The sequence below is a fragment of the Pseudomonas sp. Leaf48 genome (assembly GCF_001421885.1).
GTDB lineage: Bacteria > Pseudomonadota > Gammaproteobacteria > Pseudomonadales > Pseudomonadaceae > Aquipseudomonas.
In genome coordinates this window covers 95,353-116,422 of sequence record NZ_LMLH01000002.1, presented here as the reverse complement: position 1 = coordinate 116,422, position 21,070 = coordinate 95,353, and the positions used below count along the sequence as shown (strand labels likewise).

The window sequence follows — 21,070 nt, the reverse complement described above, 5'->3', positions numbered from 1 at the left end:
TCATGATTGGTATGTACTGGCGTCAGGAACACAAAAAAAATGAAATCAACCAAAAGTTCGAAAGTCATCCAGTACGTACTTGTTGCAATCGCGATTACGTTCGCAGGTCTGCTCTATACCTTCATCAGCATCAAACAAGCGGCATACGATGCCCATGCAGCCAGCGAGAAGCGTTACCGGTCTTATTTACTGGCCGAAGAACTGCGCCGCAGCTCCGATGAATTGACCCGCCTGGCACGTACTTATGTGGTGACGGTGAACCCGGAGTTTGAACGCCAATACCTGAAGATCATTGATATCCGCAAAGGCGATGCGCCACGTCCCAAGGACTATCACCGCATCTACTGGGACTTTGTCGCGGCGGGCGATTGGCAGCCACGCCCCGATGAGGCGCCGGTGGCCTTGCTGACGCTGCTCAGGCGCGAAGGGTTCACCGATGAGGAGTTCGCCAAGCTCACGGACGCCCAGGCCCATTCCGATAATCTGGTGCGCCTTGAGGTTCAGGCGATGAACGCGGTCAAGGGCCGGTTTGCCAATGTCCGGGGCAGTTACACGGTGGAAGGCGAGCCTGACCTGCCGCTGGCCCGGGAACTTCTGTATAGCCCCCAGTACCATGCCTTCAAGGCACAGATCATGAAGCCGGTGGATGAGTTCTTCGGGTTGATGGACGCTCGGACTTCGCGGGAAGTGGCTCAATCCAACAGTGCCCTTGATTTTGCGCAGAACCTGTTTGTGGCAATTTTGCTGCTACTGATTGCCGAGTTTTGCCTCCTGATCTATTTCGGGCGCAGACAGATCCTCGAATTGCTGGGGGGCGCTCCTGGCGAACTTAATCGGGTGTTGAACGAGCTGGCTACCGGCAATTTGGGCGTATCGATTGCGCAAGCGCCTGCCAACAGTGCGTTGGGTCGTGTGCGGATTATGGCCGACAAGTTGAGGGATCTGATCGATTCAACGAACAAAGCCAGTGAGCAGTTGCGGCACTTTTTCATCGAGATTCAGGAAAAAAACCGCCAGCTTGAAATCGCCGACCAACACAAAAGCGACTTCGTGGCCAATATGAGTCATGAAATCCGCACGCCAATGAACGCAATCATCGGCATGAGCTACCTGGCGCTGAAAACCGACCTGAATCCTCGTCAGCGCGACTACATCGAGAAGATCCAGCAGTCCGGCAGGCATTTGCTGGGCATCATCAACGACGTGCTCGATTTTTCCAAGATTGAAGCCGGCATGCTTAACGTCGACCAGGGCGAGTTCACTCTTGAGGAACTGCTGGACAATGTGGTGAATCTGGTCGGGACCCGCGCCGCGCAACGCAATCTGGAGTTGATCCTCGATGTAGGCCGCGATGTCCCGCCGGTGATGCTGGGCGACGCGCTGCGCATGGGGCAAATTCTGGTCAACTATGCCAGCAACGCCGTCAAGTTCACTGAGCGCGGCCAGATCACCATCGAGGTCAATCTGCAGGAGCGCGGCGAGTCCGATGCGCTGTTGTACTTTGCGGTCAAGGACACCGGCATCGGTCTGTCTGAAGAGCAGATGCAGCGTCTTTTTCAAAGCTTTCAGCAGGCAGACACCTCGACTACCCGCAAGTACGGCGGCACCGGCCTGGGCCTGGTGATTGCGAAAAAACTCGCTCAGTTGATGGGCGGTGCGGTCGGCATGGACAGCATTGTCGGTCAGGGTTCGACCTTCTGGTTCACGGCCCGTGTCGGCATTGTGGCCACCGCGCGCAGAAAGCTTCAACGCCCGGACCTGCATGGTCGCCGGGTACTGGTAGTGGACGACAATGCCAGCGCCCGACACACCCTCTCGGAAATGTTGACCGAGATGGGCTTCAGGGTACTCAGCACGGAGTCGGGGGTGATGGCCATCGGAGCACTGCGCGACGCCAATGTTGCAGGCACGCCATTTGATGTCGTGTTGCTGGATTGGCAGATGCCAGGCATGGACGGCATCGAGACGGCGAAACTGATCAAGCGTGGGCATGCTGGCAAGGTGCCGCGCATGGCGCTGGTGACGGCTTACGGCCACGACAACTTGCTGGCCGATGCGAGCGACACCGGGCTGGAGGCCGTGTTGGTCAAGCCGGTCAGCCCCTCCACGCTGTTTGACGCCATGGGCAAACTGCTCAGCAACACGCAGGGTGAAGTCGAGTCAATGCCTGACGATGGGGCAGTGGAGGACGCCATGGCAACGATCCGTGGTGCGAGAATCCTGCTGGCCGAAGACAACGAACTGAACCAGCAGGTGGCGACAGAATTGCTGACCGACGCCGGCTTGCTGGTGGATATCGCCGACAATGGACAAATTGCTGTCGCCAGGGTGCAAACGGCTGACTACGACCTGGTGCTCATGGATATGCAGATGCCAGTACTCGACGGCGTGAGCGCGGCGCGGGCCATCAGGGATCTGCCAGGCAAGCGTGATCTGCCGATCGTGGCCATGACCGCCAACGCCATGCAGGTTGATCGGGAGCGTTGTCTGAGCGCGGGCATGGTGGATTTTGTCGCCAAGCCGATCGATCCAGAGGTGCTGTTTCGCACGCTGTTGCGCTGGATCAAACCGACCGGCGTGGCGCCTTGTGCGCTGAGAGCTGGAGCGGTCGGTACGGGGTCCCTGGTTGACGTGCTGCCGGCGGCCATTCCCGGTCTCGATATCCAGGTGGGCCTGCGCACGGTGCAGGGCAAACCCGATCGCTACATCAGCCTGTTGCGCGGATTTTCCACGAGCCAGTCATCCACGATGCAGGACATACGCGACGCGCTGGCGCGAGACGATCGTTCCACCGCCGAGCGCCTGGCGCATACGCTGAAGGGCCTGGCCGGGATGATCGGCGCGTACGAGTTGCAGCGCCACGCCAACAACCTTGAACAGCAGTTGCGCCAAGATGTCGATGGCCGCCATGGCGCGGCCTCCATCGACACTCTGCAGTCGCTGCAGGGCTTGTTGGAGCGACAGATAACCAGCATTGCCCGGGCCTTGCCCGAGCCGGTGGCAACGGTATGCGGTCCGGTTGACTTGTCGCTGGGCGATACGGTGATTGCTCAATTGGATGCCTTGCTGCGTGACGACAATCCGAAAGCGGAACAACTGCTGCAGGAGCACAAAGCACTGTTGGCCACGGTTTTTCCCGAGCATTTCCGTGAGCTGAATCGCGCCATCGAACAGTACGACTTTGAAAACGCGCTGCTGGTCCTGGCGCAAGCCACCACGGGCGCGAGGGCGTCCGCGGGATCGTCGGGTGCTGTCATCAATAGCCAAGCGCCTGTCGTCGAATGAAAAGCCCCCTCGATTCGGGGGCTCTTTAATGTCAGCCATAAAAAAACATCTGGCGATTGAGCCAGTCTGGTCGCTCACAAGGCGACCTAAACCGGGCGAGCAACTGCAAGCCGGCGCAACGCGAAGAGTTTTCCAGTCCTGTTTGAATGCACTGCCAGCCTTGGAAGGCCGATATCTGAGGCAGGGTGTACAGCGAACTGCCGCTTGAGCCGACGGATGCGACTGCTGCGCCTGAGTACAAAGTGCCTGGTCCGCCAGGCCGGAGAATAACAATATGAAATTCGTGAAAAGTCTTCTGGCTGCTTCACTCCTGCTGAGTGTGGCGATTGATGCTCAGGCATTGGTATCGAGTCAGGAAGCGGCCCGGCTGGGCACCAGCCTGACTCTGGTAGGCGCTGAAAAAACCGGTAATGCCGATGGCTCCATCCCACCTTACAGCGGTGGCCTGAAAACGGCCCCGGCCGGCTTCAAGAGCGGCGACAGCATGCGCCCGGACCCCTTTGCGGACGAAAAACCGTTGCTGGTGATCAATGGCAAGAACATTGACCAGTACAAGGGCATGCTCACGGCCACCACCGTCGAGCTGGCCAGGCGCTATCCCGGCTACCGCATTGACGTGTATCCGACCCATCGCACCGCAGCGCTGCCCCAGGCGGTACAGGAAAACAGCCGCAAGAACGCCACCGGTGCCAGGTCCCTCAATGGCGGCATCGCCTTCGAAAATGTACTGCCTGGTGTGCCGTTCCCGATCCCGCAATCGGGCGCCGAGGCGATGTGGAATTTCCTGCTGCGCTACCAGGGCGTCAACATCCATTCCAAGTACGACTCCTGGAGCGTCGACACGTCGGGAGTGCCGAGCCTGGCTGTGACGGGCGAGGCGTTCGTCTCCTTTCCGATTTATGAAAATATGTCGAAGCCCATCGACAACTCTGACATCTACTACCAGTTAAAACTGTCCTATAGCGCACCTGCGCGGCGAGCTGGCGAGTCGATCATGCTCAAGAACGCCACCAACCCGCTGCAGCGCCCTGGCCGTGCCTGGCAGTACATGCCGGCCCAGCGCCGGGTCAAACAGATTTCGATCCTCGCCTACGACACGCCGAACCCCGGCACAGCCCGTGCCCTGGAACTGTACGACTGGACGCTGGTGGGCAAGCAAGAAATGATTGTGCCCTACAACACTTACAAACTGACCTACGCACGGGAAGCCAAGTCGCTGACCACTCCCAATTTCATTTCCCCGGACTTCGTACGCTGGGAAAAGCACCGGGTCTACGTCGTCGAGGGCAACCTCAAGCCCGGTGCAAAGCACATCTACCAGAAGCGCCGCTTTTACCTGGATGAAGATACCTGGGCCGCTGTGGCTTCCGATCAGTACGACACCGGTGGCCAGCTATACCGTGGCTCCTTTGCTTTCCTCAGTCAGAGTTATGACCAGCAGGTTCCGGATGCCACTCCTTTCATGACTTACGATCTGTCCCGTGGCACCTACAACATCAATGGCGTGGTAGGCCCCCATGGTGGTATCCGCTACACCGATCCGCTTTCAACGGCGCAGTGGATTCCAGAGTCCATGGCCGGTGCCGGCATTCGCTAGGCTCGGGGCGTTACGACACCGCAACCTGCAAGGCTGATAAACCGCCAGTTCGACCAGACAAAACCCCCGACTTTGCCAGGAAGTCGGGGGTTTTTCGGTTTCTACCCAGTGATATTTTCCACGCGTTGTACTGCTCTCGCGTGCGAGTCGGCCTTGCCGGGCAGAGTCGGTCTTCAGGCTGTTTGGTTACACCTGTAGACTGGCCGCCACTTTCGAACGCAATCGTCTTCGTGCGATTGGCTGAGGCTGCCGGTTTTTGCTGCGCTGGCTCACTACCCGGACAACAAGGAAATCCGATGATCACAACCACGACCCACGCCGTTGAAGGCCGCTCCATCACCGCCTACCTGGACATCGTCAGCGCCGAGTCGGTACAAGGCATCAACGTTGTCCGAGACATGTTTGCCGGGATGCGCGACATTTTTGGCGGGCGCTCCCAGACCCTGGAGCGGGCATTGCAGGAAGCGCGCATTCAGGCGACTGAAGAGATCAAGGACCGGGCGCGGGCACTGCAGGCGGATGCAGTGGTAGGGCTCGATTATGAAATCAGCATGCCCGCCGGCAAGGGGGGGATGGTGGTGGTTTTTGTAACAGGAACGGCGGTCAAATTGAGATGAGCCACGGTATCGGCCATTCGTCGGGGATCGAGGATTGTGAATTACAAGTCCAGTAGTGACCGGCTAGTCTGAAAAACTTGGTGGTCGATATTTTTCAGGCAAAGGGCTTGCCGGTGTCGATCCCGTTTTTGAGAGGGGTGAAGTGATGGCTGATCCATATATCGAAGACGATGGCGCAGAGTTTCCGATCAACAATTTTGTGCAGTGTGGCCAGACGCACTATGTATCCGGCTTCGGAGAAGACAAGATCGAGGTCGACAAGATCAGGAGCCGAGCCTGCCGGGTACTCAAGGGCAAGTTTTTGCCCAAGGTCGCGGCGCCGATCAGGAAGTGATTGAGCCACCAACAAACCCCGTCATTGAGCGACATTGAGCGTAGCGGGTTACACACATGTGGCGAGGGGGCAAGCCCCCTCGCCACATATGTGTGTGCCCCAGCTTAAGTGAACAGCGTTACGTCATTGAGCGGGGTTTTTCATAGGTGAAGAATTATTTATCGGATGACCAGCGGTACTTTTTTTCACAAACTTTTCACAAGCCCCTAAGTAGTCTGAGCTCATCCGTTAGAAAGCAATACCTGCCCGTTCCCCAGCGGGCTTTTTTTTGCGTGTGATAAAACCTTTCCCGATAATGCTGTCCAACTGTCGCCCGGCGAAGTTGAACCGGCATGCTGGACTTTGTCTGCGCGAAAGCATTCAATCTCGCCCCCTTATGCTTAATCCTATTGTTTGAGGTTTGTCATGCGTTTAACACTGCCCGCTCTGGTTCTGGGGCTTTTGGTTGCTCAAGGTGCAATGGCCAGCGACACCACCGCTGCGCTGGGTGGCGGCCTGGGTGGCGCGTTGGGTAACGTTGTTGGCCACCAAATGGGTGGCAGCACGGGCGCTGCGATTGGTGCGGGTGTCGCGGGTGCAGCAGGCAGTGCCGTTGCCGCCAAAAAAGGCCACCGCACCAGCGCTGCCATAGGCGGCGGCGTGGGCGCGGCCGGTGGTTCGGTCATCGGCAACAGCCTCGGCGGCAAGACCGGTTCGACCATCGGCGCAGGCCTTGGTGGTGCACTGGGCGGCGGCGTGGGCAACAACATGGCCAAAGGTCACAAGCATCACTGATCCCGATGGATCCTGCGAAAAAGCCCGGTTTGATGCCGGGCTTTTTCGTTGATGAACGAAATTCAGTTTAACGGCTCAAAACTACATTCCCCGTAAGAAAGTGAGGCACACCATGAAGCCCGTACCCAACAACAATAAATGCGCAAATGGCAGTCTGAATGCACGACGCTTGACGTTGCCCGCCCTGGTTTTCGCCATGTTGGTTGCACCGGTGGCCCTGGCGTCGGGTGATACCGACGCGGCGGTAGGCGCTGGGCTTGGCGGCGTATTGGGTAATGTTGTGGGTGGACAAGTGGGCGGCAGTACCGGTGCCGCGGTCGGCGCCGGCCTTGGCGGCGCGGCAGGTAGCGCGGTCGCGGCACCCAAAGGCAGTCGCACTGAGGCGGCCGTGGGTGGTGGCCTGGGTTCGGCGGGTGGCTCGATAATCGGCAACAGTCTGGGCGGCTCGACCGGCTCGGCCATCGGTGCCGGTCTGGGTGGCGCAGCTGGTGGTGCCATCGGCAACAACCTGGGCAGCGACAACGACAATTCCCACTCCGGCGGCGGTCATAAGCACAAAAACAAAAACAAGCACCATAACAAGCATCACTGATACGACAGTAACCACGAGCCCTGTCTCTGGCGGGTGTGAGGCATGCCATGACCCCTGAAACCGAAGGCGAAGAAGAAAAAGGCCCAGGCGGACTACCGTTCATCAATGATCCCGGCAACGAAGATCCGGGTTCATTGATGGACGATGCGACCGTACCGCTCAACGATGCGGATGAAGCGGGTGACGTGGGCAATATCGGGTACGAAGAAAATTAAGCCCAGGAAGACGATGACCACTGATCGTTTTCATGTTTGATTGACCGATTGTCTCCCCGGGCGAACGTGCCCATCGCTCCGTCCTCGAAGTATCAAGGCCTGCCTTTCAGGCCCCTTGAGAGGTGCGAGATGAACGCCGATCCAAAAGATACCAACGTTGACGAAACCCCTGAGTACCCGTTGCCTTCCCCGACCGATTCCCTGAGTCGCGATCAACGTCCGCCCGACGATGAGGCAGGCGTCGAGCAAGTCCCTGACGATAATGTGGAGCGCGGTGATGTCGAGGCCATTCCCTCTGACCCGGACGATGCGGGCGAGGACGGCTCGGCTGAACCGCGCTGATGGATTTGCTGTCCTGCATTTGCGCTCCTCGATTGAGCGGTACCCTTGAAAAGTGACAGCTGCCAGAAGTGAGGTAAGCAACCTTTAAAGGAGGTGCACCATGAACCAATCAAAATGGACAGGCATGGCGCTGGCCGGATTGTTATCGGTCAGTTCATGGGCGGTGTTTGCCGGAGACGGCGCCCCCGTCGATAAGGGCGGAATGCCACCATCCACGGAAATGAATGCCGGCCCGGGGCCTGAGAATGCGTTGCCGCCGGGTTCTATCGGTGGCGGTAATGGTGCCGATGCCAATGGCAGCAGCACCAATCCAGGTGCGGGCAGTGAGCCGATGCGTGGGGGAAATACGATGGGCAGTGGTTCCGGAAGCGGGGCTGGCGGTTCAGGCAGTTCCGGGGGCAGTGGTGGCGGCACGGGAAGTGCCGGCGGTGGCACCGGCAGTGGAGGAGGGGGGACGGGAGGTTAGTGCGGCGTGACTTTGCAATGCACAAGCCCGGCTGATGCCGGGCTTCTTGCTATCTGGCTGGCGAACTGCAGGATTTCGCATTGCCCTGGGCCATCTTGGCTCGCTATGCTGCTGAAACCTTTAATCCACCTGGAAGCGCCCCTGTCTGGGCCATCCGGGATGCCTTTGGAAACGGATCAGACGTGATGAATGCACCGCTCAAAGAGTTCGGCCCGATCAAAGCTGTGATCTTCGATATGGACGGCTTGCTGCTGGACACCGAGGGCATTTACACCGAAGTCACGTCCATCATTGCCGCGCGTTATGGCCGGACTTTCGATTGGAGCATCAAACAGAACATCATCGGACGCGGTGCAGGTGATCTGGCGCGCTATGTCGTCGAGGCGCTGGAGCTGCCGATCACCGCTGAAGAATTCCTGGTGATCCGCGAACCCCTGATGCGGCAGCGTTTTCCCGGGGCGCAGGCGATGCCTGGTGCACAGCAGTTGGTCCGGCATCTGAAGGCCAACAACATCCCCATTGCGGTGGGTACCAGTTCCTCGAGTCAGTCGTTCAGCCAGAAAACCACCTTGCATCGCGACTGGTTTGCCATGTTCGACTTCATCGTCACCGCCGATGACCCGGAGGTTGGCGCGGCCAAACCGGCGCCGGATATCTTCCTGACGGCGGCGCGTCGCCTGGGTGTTGCGCCGCAGGACTGCCTGGTGTTCGAAGATTCGCCATTTGGCGTCACGGCGGCGAAAGCGGCGGGGATGACGGCGATCGCGATTCCCGATGCGGCGATGGCCGATGAAAAGTACGCCCATGCCGATGGCATCCTGCGTAGCTTGAAGGCGTTCGAGCCGGGTGTTTGTGGCTTGCCGGCGCTTGAATGGACCTGACGATTATTGGTTATGCAGCAAAATACTGTGGGAGCGGGCTTGCTCGCGAAGGCGGAGTGTCAGTGAACATGGATGTTTCTGACACTCCGCCTTCGCGAGCAAGCCCGCTCCCACAATTGGTTTGGCGTCAGCAGGCCTGAGTCAGGCGCCGAAACCGCCGTCTATGGTCAGGCTGGCCCCGGTGATGTAACCGGCCTCTGGACCGACCAGGTAAGCCACGAAACTGGCAATCTCCTCCGCTTTGCCATAGCGACCCACGGCCATCAGCGGAATCAGGCTTTCAGCGAAATCGCCATGGGCCGGGTTCATGTCGGTGTCGACCGGGCCAGGCTGCACGTTATTGATGGTGATGCCTTGGGGCCCAAGGTCGCGTGCCAGGCCTTTGGTCAGGCCGACCAGCGCCGATTTGCTCATGGCATAGGGGCCGCCACCGGCAAAGGGCATGCGATCGGCGTTGGTGCTGCCGATATTGATGATGCGGCCGCCTTCAGTCATGTATTTTGCCGCCGCCTGAGAGGCAATGAATACGCTGCGCACGTTGATGGCCAGGGTCTGGTCGAAGTCTTCGAGTTTGAACTCCGCCAGCGGCGCGACGGCCAGTACGCCTGCGTTATTGACCAGGATATCCAGGCGGCCGAAGGCTTCTACCGTGGCGGTCACGGCGTTGCGGATAGCCTCGGCGTCTGCACTGTCAGCCTTGATTGCCAGCGCTTTGCCGCCATTGGCGGTGATGCTGTCTTGAAGTTCCCGGGCCTTGGCCGTGGAGCTCACATAAGTGAAGGCAACGGTTGCGCCTTCAGCGGTCAGGCGGTTGACGATGGCCGCGCCGATGCCGCGAGAGCCGCCTTGAATCAAGGCCACTTTGCCGCTGAGATTCTGAGTAGTCATATCGATCTCCAACTTCCCGAGGCGAGATGTCCCGGTTGATGGAGCCTAGTATCGATAAAGGATTACAGGCTGTGTAGACGGTAATTGCTATAGTCTGAGTAAACCAGAAGTTTATAGTGGCTTGTATGGAAACCTTCAGCAGTATCGAATGCTTCGTGCGCAGTGCCGAGGTCGGCAGCTTTGCCGAAGCGGCGCGGCGCTTGAGCCTGACCCCGGCGGCGGTGGGCAAGAGCGTTGCCAAGCTTGAGGCGCGCCTGGGGGTCAGGTTGTTCCAGCGCAGTACCCGCAGCCTGACGCTGACCGAGGCCGGTCAGCTGTTTCTCGGCGAAGTCAGCGCCAGCCTGCAAACCATCCAGAATGCCGTGGCCAACCTGGCCAGCGCCGAAGGGCGTCCGGCGGGAACGTTGAAAGTCAGCATGGGCACGGTGTTCGGGTGCCTGTACGTGGTGCCGCTGCTGGGTGAATTTCTGCGGCGCTATCCGGCGATCAATCCGGACTGGCATTTCGATAACCGCCAGGTGGACCTTATCGCCCAGGGTTTCGACGCGGCCATCGGCGGCGGGTTCGAACTGCCCCAGGGGGTGGTGGCACGCAAGCTGACCCCGGCGCATCGGGTGTTGGTGGCGTCCGCCGATTACCTGGCGAGCCATGCCGCGATTGTTGAGCCTGATGATCTCAAGCTTCACGATGGCATCCTGATCCGCTCGCCGCAGACCGGAAGGGTGCGTTCCTGGCAGTTGACCAGCCGAAGCCAGCAGCATTGTCCGTTGAGTCTCAGAGCGCGGATGACCCTGAGTGATTCGCAAGCCGCTTGTGCCACGGCAGCCCAAGGGTTGGGCATTGCGCTGGTGAGCATGCCGTTCGCGGTGGGGTACCTGGAGGCAGGTGCTTTACAGCGAGTGCTGCCGGACTGGTATGTCGATGACGGCAACATTTCCATCTATTACGCCGAGCACAAGTTGATGCCGGGCAAGACCCGGGCGTTTGTCGATTTCATTATTGAACAGTTTGCCGAGCAGGGGTTGGGGCGGCGATTTAGTGCGGTTTGAGTCAGGCAACAGACCGAGGCGCTGCCATCGTCGGAACGCCGCCCGGACCAAGCCACGCTTGTATGTTTAGACTTGAAGGGGTGGGTGGGACTAAATTATCGAACGTCCGCGGTCCTGTGGGAGCGTGGCTTACCCGCGATGGCAGCGCCTCGGTCTATCTGCCAATCGCTAATTTCTCGCGTCCACACTCGTCCGCAGAACGCGTGGAATCAGGATTTGCCGATGATGTTCCCGGCATGCAGCCCGCATTCTTTCTGGGTGGCTTCTTCCCACCACCAGCGGCCTTCGCGTTCGTGCTGGTTCGGCAGCACCGGGCGGGTGCATGGCTCGCAGCCGATGCTGATGAAGCCGCGCTCATGCAGGCTGTTGTAAGGCAGTTCCAGCATGCGGATGTAGCCCCAGATCTCTTCGCTGGTCATCTGCGCCAGCGGGTTGAACTTGTACAGGGTGCGCTGCGGGGTGGAGAACGCGGAGTCGATTTCCATCACGGCGACGGCGCTGCGGGTTCCCGGGCTCTGGTCCCGACGCTGGCCGGTGGCCCAGGCCTTCACGCCGGACAGCTTGCGCCGCAGCGGCTCGATCTTGCGGATGCCGCAGCATTCGCCGTGACCGTCCTTGTAGAAACTGAACAGGCCTTTTTCCTTCACGAACGGTTCGAGCCTGGTGTAATCCGGGGACACCAGTTCGATTTCGATCTTGTAGTGCTCGCGCACCTGATCGATGAAGCGGTAGGTCTCGGGGTGCAAGCGGCCGGTGTCGAGGCTGAACACTTTGACGTTCTTGTTCAGCTTCCATGCCATGTCCACCAGTACCACGTCCTCGGCACCGCTGAAGGATATCCACAGGTCATCACCGAACTCGGCAAATGCCAGTTTCAGGATGTCCTGGGCGGATTTGTTGGCATAGGTCGTGGCGAGTTCCACGACGTCGAACGTTGGGCTCATCAGGGCGGCTTCCTACAGGTCGGTGGCGCTGGGCGCTCTATATAGGGCCGATGGTAACAAAAAGCCGGGCGGATCGGGGGCCCACTGCGTTGCGCAGGCAGGCCCGAGTCGCTAGAGTTCGGCAGTCTTTTTACACGCTCGACTCAATAATCAATACAAATGGGGTGTCTTGTGGAAATTGCCTGTCTGGATCTTGAAGGTGTGCTGGTCCCGGAAATCTGGATCGCCTTCGCCGAAAAAACCGGGATCGAATCCCTCAGGGCCACCACCCGGGACATTCCCGACTACGACGTGCTGATGAAACAGCGCCTGCGGATTCTCGACGAGCATGGCCTGAAGCTGGCCGACATCCAGGAAGTGATCGCCACGCTCAAGCCGCTGGACGGTGCCATCGAGTTTGTCGACTGGCTGCGCGAGCGCTTCCAGGTGGTGATTCTGTCGGACACCTTTTACGAGTTCTCCCAGCCGCTGATGCGTCAGCTGGGTTTCCCGACCTTGCTTTGCCATCGTCTGATTACTGACGACAGTGGGCGCGTGACGGGTTACCAGTTGCGCCAAAAAGACCCCAAGCGCCAGTCGGTGTTGGCGTTCAAGAGCCTTTACTACCGGGTGATTGCGGCGGGTGATTCCTATAACGACACCACCATGCTGGGCGAGGCGGATGCCGGGATCCTGTTCCATGCGCCGGACAACGTGATTGCCGAGTTCCCGCAGTTCCCGGCAGTGCACACGTTCGAGGAGCTCAAGCAGGAGTTTATCAAGGCTTCGAATCGGACTTTGAGCCTGTAGTCGTCTGAACTGACGCCTTCGCGGGCAAGCCCGCTCCCACAGTGGTTTTGCGTTGATCACAAAATCTGTGAACAACATGTAACCTGTGGGAGCGGGCTTGCCCGCGAAGCTCTTAAAGATTCTGCAGGGTATCGAGCAGCACCTTCACTTTGGTGATCGACTCCTGATATTCGGCCTGCCACTCGGAGTCGGCGACGATCCCGCCACCGCCCCAGCAACACACCTGGCCATCCTTGACCAGCAAGCTGCGAATGGCGATGGAGCTGTCCATCTCGCCGCGTACGTCCAGGTACAGCAATGAACCGCAGTACAGCCCGCGCCGGGTCGGTTCCAGCTCGTCGATGATCTGCATGGCGCGAATCTTCGGCGCTCCGGTGATCGAGCCGCCCGGGAAACTGCCGGCGATCAGGTCCAGGGCATCGCGGCCCTGCTCCAGTTCCCCGGTGACGCTGCTCACCAGGTGATGCACATTCGGATAGCTTTCCAGGCTGAACAATTCAGGCACCCGTACCGAGCCGATACGACAGGTGCGCCCGAGGTCGTTGCGCAGCAGGTCGACAATCATCAGGTTCTCTGCGCGATCTTTTGGGCTTGCCAGTAATTCGGCGGCGTTCGCCGCATCTTCTTCGGCGTTCCGGCCGCGGGGGCGGGTACCCTTGATCGGTCGGGTTTCGACCTGGCGCTCACTGACCTTGACGAAACGCTCGGGCGAAAGGCTCAACACCGCGCCGCCGTCGGGCAGGCTCTGGAAACCGGAAAACGGTGTCGGGCACGCCGCCCGCAGCGCGTTGTACGCGGTCCACGGATCACCCTGGCAGGGCGCGCGGAAACGCTGGGCGAAGTTGACCTGATAGCAGTCGCCAGCCTGGATGTATTGCTGGATGCGCTCGATGGCCTGGCGATATTCATCAACGCTCAAGTCGGCGTGCATCGGCGCCTGCAGGTGGAATGGCTCGAGCGTTTGCGGGGCAGGCTGGCTGAACAGGTCGATCAGGCGCTGGCGCTCGCTGTCCGCCAGCGTCGGGTGGAATACCAGTTGGCTGCTCATGCGCAGGTGATCGCTGATCAGCGCCCAGTCGTAGAGGCCGAAACGCGCATCGGGTAGTTGCAGGTCATCCAGCGCCTGACTCGGCAGGTTTTCCAGATGCCGGCCGAAGTCGTAGCTCAGGTAGCCGATCAAGCCGCCGGCGAAGGGCAGTTCAAATGGCTCGGGGATAGTGGCTTCGCCCAGGCGTGCCAGGTTATCGCGCAGGCGTTGCAGGAAATCGCCGCCATTTTCGTCGGGCGCTATGGCCAGTTGTTCCAGCGGCCAGGCACTGAGCAGGTCATAACGGCCGCGTTCGGCGCTTGGCCGGCCGCTGTCGAGCAGTACGGCGCCAGGGGCATGACGAATTGCCGCGAAAAATCCGGCGGGGTTGGCGTGATAGGGGAGTGGGTGTACGGAGCAGGTCAGCATGGGTGAAGGAGATCGGCCATTGAGGCGGGGTGGGGATTGTAGTCCTCTGGGGGAGTTGCTCCTAGAGGGTTGAATCAAGAGCTACCCTCACCCCAGCCCCCTCCCGGGGGGAGAGGGGGCCGACCGAGGTGTCTGGCGCTATACATCGACCTGAAAAATCGAGTTGATTATGGATTTGGTTCAGCGGCTTCAAGTCGCTGTGTGTCGTTGTGGGTTCAGCGTTTTCAAGTCGCTGTGTGTCGTTGTGAGTTCAGCGTTTTCAAGTCGCTGTGTGTCTATTGTGGGTACAGCTTTTTCCAGCCGCAGTATTTCGATTATGGATTCGGTATAGCACGTTCAGGTCGCCGTATTTCTAGAGAAACCCACGGTCAGTCCCCTCTCCCCCTGGGAGAGGGTTAGGGTGAGGGGCTTTTCAGCCTTGCACCGCAGGAATATGCCCAAACATCTCCTGCACAAACGCCACACGCTCTTCGACGGTTTCACTCACCCCACGAGCCTTCAACTCTTCCAGCCGCGCCTCGACCGCATGGCAACGCAGCGTCAACCCACAGTCATTGGCGATCTGAATGTTCAACCCCGGCCGGGCGTTGAGTTCGAGAATCAGCGGCCCCTTGTCCTGGTCCAGCACCATGTCGACACCGATGTAACCCAGGCCGCACAACTCATAACAGCCGGCGGCGAGTTTCATGAAGCCGTCCCAGTAGGGCAATTGCACGCCGTCCACCGCATTGGTGGTGTCCGGGTGCTTGGTGATGATGTTGTTCAACCAGGTGCCGCGCAAAGTCAGGCCTGTCGCCAGGTCCACGCCGACGCCGATGGCGCCCTGGTGCAGGTTGGCCTTGCCGCTGGACTGGCGGGTCGGCAGGCGCAGCATGGCCATTACCGGATAGCCCATCAGCACGATGATGCGGATGTCCGGCACGCCTTCGTAGCTGATGCTCTTGAAGATCTGGTCGGGGGTGACACGGTACTCGATCAGCGCCCGGTCGCGGTGACCGCCCAGGGAATACAGGCCGGTGAGGATGCTGGAGATGTGGTGCTCGAGCTCTTCGTGGGCAATGATCTTGCCCGACACCGTGCGGTAGCGGCCTTCGAAGCGGTCTGCGACAACAATGATGCCGTCGCCGCCTGCGCCCTGGGCCGGCTTGATCACGAAGTCGTTGCGCCCGCCGATGATCTCGCCGAGCTTGTCGATTTCCTTCTCGGTAGAGATCACGCCATACAGTTCCGGCACATGAATGCCGGCAGCGATGGCGCGCTCCTTGGTGATGATCTTGTCATCGACAATCGGGTACAGGCTGCGCTTGTTGTACTTGAGCACATAGTCTGCGTTGCGCCGATTGATGCCCATGATGCCCCGGGCTTCCAGGGCCTTCCAGGTCTTCCAGAAGCCGAACATCAGGCGTCAGCCTTCTTCAGGAAAGCCTTGAAGCGCACCAGTTCGGTCAGGCGGTAGCCGCGATAACGCCCCATCGCCAGCATGAAACCGACCAGAATCAGCAGGATCGCCGGGAAGGTGAACACGAAGTACACCAGTTCCGGGACGGTCATGATCAGGTGCGCCAGGGAGGCGGCGAACAAGGTGCCGATGGCCACTTTCATGGCATGGCTGGCGCCGCGCTCTTCCCAGGTGATCGACAGGCGTTCGATGGTCATGGTCAGAATCACCATCGGGAACAGTGCCACCGACAAACCGCGCTCCAGGCCCAGTTTGTGGCTGAACAGGCTGATGGCCGCGATCAACACCACCACGAACGTCAACACCACCGACAGCCTCGGCAACATCTGCAGCTTCAGGTGTTCGAGGTAGGAGCGCAGTGACAGCCCCAGCGCGGTGATAACGGTAAACAGCACAATGCCGAAGCCGAGCTGGGTTTCGCGGAAGGCCAGGGCGATCAGCACCGGGGTGAACGTGCCCAGGGTCTGGATGCCGATCAGGTTGCGCAGGATCAGGATCACCAGCACGCCGATCGGGATCATCACCATGATCATGAAGGTCTGCTGGGTTTGCAGCGGCAGGCCGTACAACGAGTATTCGAGGAACTTGGCGTCGGTGTTTTCGTCGGTCAGCTTGGCCAGGCGAATGGCGTTCATTTCGCTGTTGTTCAGGCTGAAGGTCACGGTTGCTTTCTTGCCGCCGTCGACGGTAATCAGGTTTTCATCGCCGCTCCACCACAGCAGGCGGTCGGTCGGCAGCCCCTGTTCGCCGGTTTCCGGGTTGAAGTACAGCCAGTCGGTACCGTTGAAACTGCGCAGCCACAGTTCCGGGACTTGCGGCTGGTCGGCCACCAGGCGAATGGTGTGGACCTTTTCTACTGGCACGTGGGCAATGGACAGCAGCAGTTCGACGATTTTCGCCTTGTGCGCCGTGGTCGGATCGCCGGCCAGCAGCAGTTTCACATTGTCATCGTTGACGTTGTTGACCCGCTTGATGGCTTCGCCGATGAAGGTTTCGACGTCCGCCGAATGCTGGCGAATGGGTGCAAGCAGGGCTTCGGCGGCGACTTTCTCAGGGCCTTCGATGGGCATGCTGTCGCGGAACGTCGCACCTTTGATCTTGGGTTTTTCGCCGGAGTAGCGTTTGGTCAGTACCAGGCGGTAATAGAGCGTCTGGTTGCCCTTGGCGCGGCGCGCCGACCAGGTAACCTTGCGGTTGCCGTCAACGCGGTTCACGGCCACGCCGTAGTTATTGGAGATGAAGCTCTCGTTGAGGCTGACGAAGTCGCGGCTCAAGGGCGGCACGAACATCTGGATCTTGACCGGATCCTTGGCACTGGCGACGAACTCGACCTTGGCGTCGATGTTCCATAAGTCGTCGGTGGCATCTTCGGTCACCGGAATGCCCAGCACGAAGATCTGATAGGCCGTGACTGAAATGCCCAGCACCACCAGGATGGCGATCAGCAGTTTCAGATGAAGGGTAAGAGCGCGCATTTAAATTACTCTGCGATATGAGCGTCGGTGGTGCAGGCGGGTTTGCCTGCAGCATATTTAAGGCTGGGGTCGACCAGCGCATCGAAACGTTTGAGCGCTTCGGAGCCAATCAGCAGCGGATATTGGAATGCGCTGCGGTCAGTCAGGTTCACTTCGATGCTGCGTAAGGCCGAGCCCATGCAGATATCCAGTTCGATCACCGGGCGGGCCGTGTACTTCTTGCCTTCTTCCGGGTCGTAGTCGCCGGCCCGGCGCTTGATCTTGCTGACGCGGGCCAGGGGGCGTTCGATCGGATGCGAATGAGCGGTGTCGATGGCCAGGTAGAAGCGCACCCACGACTCGCCATTGCGTTTAAAGCGCTTGATGTCCCGGGCACTGAGTGAAGCGGTTTTCGCTCCGGTGTCGAGTTTGGCCGCAACTTCCAGGTCGATGCCGCCCAGCGATGCGTACTCATTGAGGCCGTACACGGTCTTTTCACCCGCCGCTGCAAAATCGGGCAGGTAAAGGAGAAAAAGAAGTGCAGGGAAGGGCTTGAGTCTCATAAATCCTGGTGCGCAGCAGTCCGTGTTTCGATTCAAGGCCCTGGCATCGCTGCGCAAGCTCCCTCGTATGCCTGCCAGGGTTTCATGACAGGCAGTGCAGATGTGACACACAAATGCGGGCGGCATTCTAGCACGGTGGTTTTATGGCGCCAGCGTGGCCCTGTGCTCCAGTTGTAGACATCTATACGTGATGGAACTGCCGGTTATCAGAAGATTGTCGACAATATCCAATTATCCTTTGACTCCCATGGCGCTTTTCGCTAATTTTTGCGGCATTGGATTTCAAGGTGTCGACAATATGCTGGATCAACTCGATCCCCCGGTGATTGCGCAGGACGATTCGGAGACTCTCTCCGAGAACGTCTTCCGGCGTATTCAGGCGGCTATCGTCAAAGGCGATATCGCCCCGGGCAGCAAAATCTCCGAGCCGGAACTGGCGCGCACCTACGGTATCAGTCGTGGCCCGCTGCGCGAGGCCATCCATCGCCTGGAAGGCCAGCGTCTGCTGGTGCGTGTGCCGCACGTCGGCGCCCGGGTGGTATCACTGGACCACGCCGAGTTGATCGAGCTCTACGAAATCCGCGAGTCCCTCGAAGGCATGGCCTGCCGTCTGGCCGCCGAACGCATGAGCGTCGAGGAGATCGATGAGCTGCGTCAGGTGCTGGTCACCCACGAGCGCGACGAGGCGTTTCAGGCCGGTCGTGGCTATTACCAGCAGGAAGGCGATTTCGACTTCCATTACCGAATTATCCAGGGCAGCGGCAATCGCACGCTGACCCAAATGCTCTGCGGCGAGCTGTACCAGCTGGTGCGCATGTACCGGATGAAGTTTTCCAGCACGCCCAATCGCCCACACCAGGCGTTCGCCGAGCACCACCGCATTCTCGATGCCATCGCCGACCGTGACGGTGAACTGGCCGAGTTGTTGATGCGCCGCCACATCGGCGCTTCCAAACGCAATATCGCCCGTCATTACCAGGACGGCGCCAACCCGACAGCCAAACGAGGTGAGTCATGAGTTTGAACAAGAGCACTCCAGGTCAGCGTTTCCGCGATGCGGTCGCCAGCGAGCATCCATTGCAAGTGGTCGGTGCAATCAACGCCAACCACGCGTTGCTGGCCAAGCGCGCCGGTTTCAAGGCGATCTACCTGTCGGGTGGCGGGGTGGCTGCCGGCTCCCTCGGCCTGCCGGACCTGGGCATCACCGGCCTGGATGACGTGCTGACCGACGTGCGTCGTATCACCGACGTTTGCGACTTGCCGCTGCTGGTGGACGTGGACACCGGTTTCGGTTCGTCGGCCTTCAACGTTGCCCGTACCGTGAAGTCGATGATCAAGTTCGGCGCCGCGGCGATCCACATCGAAGACCAGGTCGGTGCCAAGCGTTGCGGCCACCGTCCTAACAAAGAAATCGTTACCCAGCAGGAAATGGTCGACCGCATCAAGGCTGCTGTTGATGCGCGTACCGATGACAGCTTCGTGATCATGGCCCGTACCGACGCCCTGGCGGTGGAAGGTCTGGAATCCGCTCTGGATCGCGCTGCTGCCTGCATCGAGGCTGGCGCCGACATGATCTTCCCGGAAGCCATCACCGAGCTGGACATGTACAAGCTGTTCGCCAGCCGCGTGAAAGCGCCGATCCTGGCCAACATCACCGAATTCGGCGCGACGCCGCTGTACACCACCGAGCAGTTGGCTGCGGTCGACGTGTCCCTGGTGCTGTACCCGCTGTCGGCCTTCCGCGCCATGAACAAGGCAGCGGAAAACGTCTACAACGCACTGCGCCGCGATGGCACCCAGGCGAATGTCATCGACACCATGCAGACTCGCATGGAGCTTTACGATCGCATCGACTACCACACCTTCGAGCAGAAGCTCGATGCGTTGTTCGCCGCGAAGAAATAATCAACGCCCTGTCACTGTAGGAGCGAGCAAGCTCGCGATGGACGTCAACGAAAACGCGGGAAGCCGCGGCGTAGCGTCCACCATCGTCGGAGCGCCGCCCGGAGCATGCTCGCTCCTACAGGAAGACGGACGAAGTTTCCCTGACAAATTCAAGAATGCTGGAGACAAAAAATGGCCGAAGCAAAAGTACTCAGTGGCGCCGGGCTCCGTGGCCAGGTAGCCGGGCAAACCGCACTGTCCACCGTGGGCCAGGCGGGTGCCGGTCTGACCTATCGTGGTTATGACGTCCGTGAACTGGCGGCTGACGCACAGTTCGAAGAAGTCGCCTACCTGCTGTTGTACGGCGACCTGCCGAGCAAAGCACAACTGGCTGCCTACGTCGCCAAGCTGAGCAAGCTGCGTGACCTGCCGCAAGCGTTGAAAGAAGTGCTGGAGCGCATCCCTGCCGATGCCCACCCGATGGACGTGATGCGCACTGGCTGCTCGTTCCTGGGTAACCTGGAAGCGGAGAACAACTTCTCCGAGCAGCACGACAAGACCGACCGTCTGCTGGCCGCCTTCCCGGCGATCATGACCTACTGGTATCGCTTCAGCCACGAAGGCAAGCGCATTGACTGCGTGAGCGACGAGCAAAGCATCGGTGGGCACTTCCTGCACCTGCTGCACGGCAAGAAGCCGAGCGAGCTGCACGTCAAGGTAATGAACGTTTCGCTGATCCTCTACGCAGAGCACGAGTTCAACGCATCGACCTTCACTGCACGTGTTTGCGCGTCGACCCTGTCCGACCTGTTCTCCTGCATCACTGCGGCCATCGGTTCGCTGCGCGGCCCGCTGCACGGCGGCGCCAACGAAGCGGCGATGGAAATGATCGAGCGCTTCAGCTCGCCTGAAGAGGCGATCAGCGGCACCCTCGGCATGCTCGAGCGCAAGGACAAGATCATGGGCTTCGGTCACGCGATCTACAAAGACAGCGATCCACGTAACGAAGTGATCAAGGGCTGGTCGAAAAAACTCGCTGAAGAAGTGGGCGACAAGGTGTTGTTCCCGGTTTCCGAAGCCATCGACAAGACCATGTGGGAGCAGAAGAAACTGTTCCCGAACGCGGACTTCTACCATGCCTCGGCGTACCACTTCATGGGTATCCCGACCAAGCTGTTCACGCCGATCTTTGTCTGCTCGCGCCTGACCGGCTGGGCTGCTCACGTATTCGAGCAGCGCGCCAACAACCGCATCATCCGCCCGAGCGCCGAATACACCGGCGTTGAACAGCGCAAGTTCGTGCCAATCGAACAACGCTGAACGGTGGAGGCTTCCACGCGGGTTGCTGATTGAACCGGTGATCATTGTGGGAGCGGGCTTGCTCGCGAAGACGGGCTGACATCCAACATTGATGTTGACTGATACACCGCTTTCGCGAGCAAGCCCGCTCCCACATTTGACCGAGTTCAATTCGGCAGCTG

Annotated in this window: 21 protein-coding genes; 15 read left to right on the top strand and 6 right to left on the bottom strand. The window is 59.6% G+C overall.

What is annotated here, in order from left to right; translation table 11 throughout:
* The first annotated feature begins 39 nt into the window (after positions 1–39).
* The 10 genes from ASE98_RS02545 to ASE98_RS02510 all read left to right on the top strand — a co-directional run bounded on the left by ASE98_RS02545 (position 40) and on the right by ASE98_RS02510 (position 9,103).
* Positions 40–3,285, top strand: a complete 3,246-nt coding sequence (locus ASE98_RS02545; protein ID WP_060539843.1) for a hybrid sensor histidine kinase/response regulator — start codon at positions 40–42, stop codon at positions 3,283–3,285.
* Between the two features lie 274 nt (positions 3,286–3,559).
* Positions 3,560–4,882, top strand: a complete 1,323-nt coding sequence (locus tag ASE98_RS02540) for a DUF1329 domain-containing protein (protein WP_060539842.1) — start codon at positions 3,560–3,562, stop codon at positions 4,880–4,882.
* A 296-nt stretch (positions 4,883–5,178) separates the two neighbouring features.
* A complete protein-coding gene (locus ASE98_RS02535) occupies positions 5,179–5,499 on the top strand; it encodes a YbjQ family protein (protein ID WP_060539841.1) in 321 nt (106 codons plus the stop codon).
* A 145-nt stretch (positions 5,500–5,644) separates the two neighbouring features.
* Positions 5,645–5,833, top strand: coding sequence for a hypothetical protein (locus ASE98_RS02530; protein ID WP_060539840.1), 189 nt, complete (start codon positions 5,645–5,647; stop codon positions 5,831–5,833).
* Between the two features lie 405 nt (positions 5,834–6,238).
* Entirely contained in the window at positions 6,239–6,607 is a 369-nt protein-coding gene (locus tag ASE98_RS02525) for a glycine zipper 2TM domain-containing protein (protein WP_060539839.1), read from the top strand.
* A 112-nt stretch (positions 6,608–6,719) separates the two neighbouring features.
* Complete coding sequence (locus ASE98_RS02520; protein ID WP_060539838.1) at positions 6,720–7,199, top strand: glycine zipper domain-containing protein; 480 nt, start codon at positions 6,720–6,722, stop codon at positions 7,197–7,199.
* A 47-nt stretch (positions 7,200–7,246) separates the two neighbouring features.
* Positions 7,247–7,414, top strand: a complete 168-nt coding sequence (locus tag ASE98_RS26875; RefSeq protein ID WP_177336940.1) for a hypothetical protein — start codon at positions 7,247–7,249, stop codon at positions 7,412–7,414.
* A 129-nt stretch (positions 7,415–7,543) separates the two neighbouring features.
* On the top strand, positions 7,544–7,756 hold the full coding sequence (locus tag ASE98_RS02515; protein ID WP_060539837.1) for a hypothetical protein: 213 nt from the start codon (positions 7,544–7,546) through the stop codon (positions 7,754–7,756).
* A 100-nt stretch (positions 7,757–7,856) separates the two neighbouring features.
* Positions 7,857–8,222 carry a hypothetical protein gene (locus tag ASE98_RS25470; protein ID WP_082457455.1) on the top strand — a complete coding sequence of 122 codons (366 nt, stop codon included), beginning with the start codon at positions 7,857–7,859 and terminating at the stop codon, positions 8,220–8,222.
* A gap of 185 nt (positions 8,223–8,407) precedes the next feature.
* On the top strand, positions 8,408–9,103 hold the full coding sequence (locus ASE98_RS02510; protein WP_060539836.1) for an HAD-IA family hydrolase: 696 nt from the start codon (positions 8,408–8,410) through the stop codon (positions 9,101–9,103).
* 141 nt (positions 9,104–9,244) lie between these two features.
* Here the strand turns inward: ASE98_RS02510 and ASE98_RS02505 are convergent, their stop codons facing one another.
* Complete coding sequence (locus tag ASE98_RS02505; protein ID WP_060539835.1) at positions 9,245–9,991, bottom strand: 3-oxoacyl-ACP reductase family protein; 747 nt, start codon at positions 9,989–9,991, stop codon at positions 9,245–9,247.
* 125 nt (positions 9,992–10,116) lie between these two features.
* On the opposite strand from ASE98_RS02505, the gene ASE98_RS02500 reads away from it, so the two are divergent.
* Entirely contained in the window at positions 10,117–11,040 is a 924-nt protein-coding gene (locus ASE98_RS02500) for a LysR family transcriptional regulator (RefSeq protein WP_060539834.1), read from the top strand.
* 209 nt (positions 11,041–11,249) lie between these two features.
* Here ASE98_RS02500 and ASE98_RS02495 read toward each other — a convergent pair whose 3' ends face one another.
* Positions 11,250–11,984, bottom strand: a complete 735-nt coding sequence (locus tag ASE98_RS02495; RefSeq protein WP_060539833.1) for a phosphoadenylyl-sulfate reductase — start codon at positions 11,982–11,984, stop codon at positions 11,250–11,252.
* 171 nt (positions 11,985–12,155) lie between these two features.
* Here ASE98_RS02495 and thrH point away from each other — a divergent pair, with 171 nt between their 5' ends.
* The gene (gene thrH / locus ASE98_RS02490) at positions 12,156–12,773 is read left to right on the top strand and encodes a bifunctional phosphoserine phosphatase/homoserine phosphotransferase ThrH (RefSeq protein WP_060539832.1); all 618 of its coding nucleotides are present in this window, start codon (positions 12,156–12,158) and stop codon (positions 12,771–12,773) included.
* Between the two features lie 112 nt (positions 12,774–12,885).
* Here the strand turns inward: thrH and pabB are convergent, their stop codons facing one another.
* The 4 genes from pabB to rloA form a co-directional block, all read right to left on the bottom strand.
* Positions 12,886–14,229 (bottom strand): aminodeoxychorismate synthase component I, encoded by a 1,344-nt coding sequence (pabB, locus tag ASE98_RS02485; protein ID WP_060539831.1) that lies wholly within the window; start codon positions 14,227–14,229, stop codon positions 12,886–12,888.
* A gap of 412 nt (positions 14,230–14,641) precedes the next feature.
* Positions 14,642–15,628, bottom strand: coding sequence for an alpha-L-glutamate ligase-like protein (locus ASE98_RS02480; RefSeq protein WP_060539830.1), 987 nt, complete (start codon positions 15,626–15,628; stop codon positions 14,642–14,644).
* Entirely contained in the window at positions 15,628–17,163 is a 1,536-nt protein-coding gene (gene rloB, locus ASE98_RS02475; RefSeq protein WP_060539829.1) for an osmotic stress tolerance membrane protein RloB, read from the bottom strand. The genes ASE98_RS02480 and rloB overlap by 1 nt, the downstream gene beginning before the upstream one ends.
* A 5-nt stretch (positions 17,164–17,168) precedes the next feature.
* Entirely contained in the window at positions 17,169–17,705 is a 537-nt protein-coding gene (gene rloA / locus ASE98_RS02470; protein WP_060539828.1) for a retropepsin-like aspartic peptidase RloA, read from the bottom strand.
* A gap of 301 nt (positions 17,706–18,006) precedes the next feature.
* Between rloA and ASE98_RS02465 the strand changes: the two genes are divergently transcribed.
* The 3 genes from ASE98_RS02465 (at position 18,007) to prpC (ending at position 20,909) form a co-directional block, all read left to right on the top strand.
* On the top strand, positions 18,007–18,723 hold the full coding sequence (locus ASE98_RS02465; protein WP_177336941.1) for a GntR family transcriptional regulator: 717 nt from the start codon (positions 18,007–18,009) through the stop codon (positions 18,721–18,723).
* On the top strand, positions 18,720–19,610 hold the full coding sequence (gene prpB, locus ASE98_RS02460) for a methylisocitrate lyase (protein WP_007944511.1): 891 nt from the start codon (positions 18,720–18,722) through the stop codon (positions 19,608–19,610). The genes ASE98_RS02465 and prpB overlap by 4 nt, the downstream gene beginning before the upstream one ends.
* Before the next feature lie 171 nt (positions 19,611–19,781).
* Entirely contained in the window at positions 19,782–20,909 is a 1,128-nt protein-coding gene (gene prpC, locus ASE98_RS02455) for a bifunctional 2-methylcitrate synthase/citrate synthase (protein ID WP_060539826.1), read from the top strand.
* Positions 20,910–21,070 lie beyond the last annotated feature (161 nt).

Excerpts from the sequence above, each read along its gene's own strand:
- ASE98_RS02545 (WP_060539843.1), top strand. The coding sequence starts at position 40 with ATGAAATCAACCAAAAGTTCGAAAGTCATCCAGTACGTACTTGTTGCA.
- ASE98_RS02540 (WP_060539842.1), top strand. The coding sequence starts at position 3,560 with ATGAAATTCGTGAAAAGTCTTCTGGCTGCTTCACTCCTGCTGAGTGTG.
- ASE98_RS02535 (WP_060539841.1), top strand. The coding sequence starts at position 5,179 with ATGATCACAACCACGACCCACGCCGTTGAAGGCCGCTCCATCACCGCC.
- ASE98_RS02530 (WP_060539840.1), top strand. The coding sequence starts at position 5,645 with ATGGCTGATCCATATATCGAAGACGATGGCGCAGAGTTTCCGATCAAC.
- ASE98_RS02525 (WP_060539839.1), top strand. The coding sequence starts at position 6,239 with ATGCGTTTAACACTGCCCGCTCTGGTTCTGGGGCTTTTGGTTGCTCAA.
- ASE98_RS02520 (WP_060539838.1), top strand. The coding sequence starts at position 6,720 with ATGAAGCCCGTACCCAACAACAATAAATGCGCAAATGGCAGTCTGAAT.
- ASE98_RS26875 (WP_177336940.1), top strand. The coding sequence starts at position 7,247 with ATGACCCCTGAAACCGAAGGCGAAGAAGAAAAAGGCCCAGGCGGACTA.
- ASE98_RS02515 (WP_060539837.1), top strand. The coding sequence starts at position 7,544 with ATGAACGCCGATCCAAAAGATACCAACGTTGACGAAACCCCTGAGTAC.
- ASE98_RS25470 (WP_082457455.1), top strand. The coding sequence starts at position 7,857 with ATGAACCAATCAAAATGGACAGGCATGGCGCTGGCCGGATTGTTATCG.
- ASE98_RS02510 (WP_060539836.1), top strand. The coding sequence starts at position 8,408 with ATGAATGCACCGCTCAAAGAGTTCGGCCCGATCAAAGCTGTGATCTTC.
- ASE98_RS02505 (WP_060539835.1), bottom strand. The coding sequence starts at position 9,991 with ATGACTACTCAGAATCTCAGCGGCAAAGTGGCCTTGATTCAAGGCGGC.
- ASE98_RS02500 (WP_060539834.1), top strand. The coding sequence starts at position 10,117 with ATGGAAACCTTCAGCAGTATCGAATGCTTCGTGCGCAGTGCCGAGGTC.
- ASE98_RS02495 (WP_060539833.1), bottom strand. The coding sequence starts at position 11,984 with ATGAGCCCAACGTTCGACGTCGTGGAACTCGCCACGACCTATGCCAAC.
- pabB (WP_060539831.1), bottom strand. The coding sequence starts at position 14,229 with ATGCTGACCTGCTCCGTACACCCACTCCCCTATCACGCCAACCCCGCC.
- ASE98_RS02480 (WP_060539830.1), bottom strand. The coding sequence starts at position 15,628 with ATGTTCGGCTTCTGGAAGACCTGGAAGGCCCTGGAAGCCCGGGGCATC.
- rloB (WP_060539829.1), bottom strand. The coding sequence starts at position 17,163 with ATGCGCGCTCTTACCCTTCATCTGAAACTGCTGATCGCCATCCTGGTG.
- rloA (WP_060539828.1), bottom strand. The coding sequence starts at position 17,705 with ATGAGACTCAAGCCCTTCCCTGCACTTCTTTTTCTCCTTTACCTGCCC.
- prpB (WP_007944511.1), top strand. The coding sequence starts at position 18,720 with ATGAGTTTGAACAAGAGCACTCCAGGTCAGCGTTTCCGCGATGCGGTC.
- prpC (WP_060539826.1), top strand. The coding sequence starts at position 19,782 with ATGGCCGAAGCAAAAGTACTCAGTGGCGCCGGGCTCCGTGGCCAGGTA.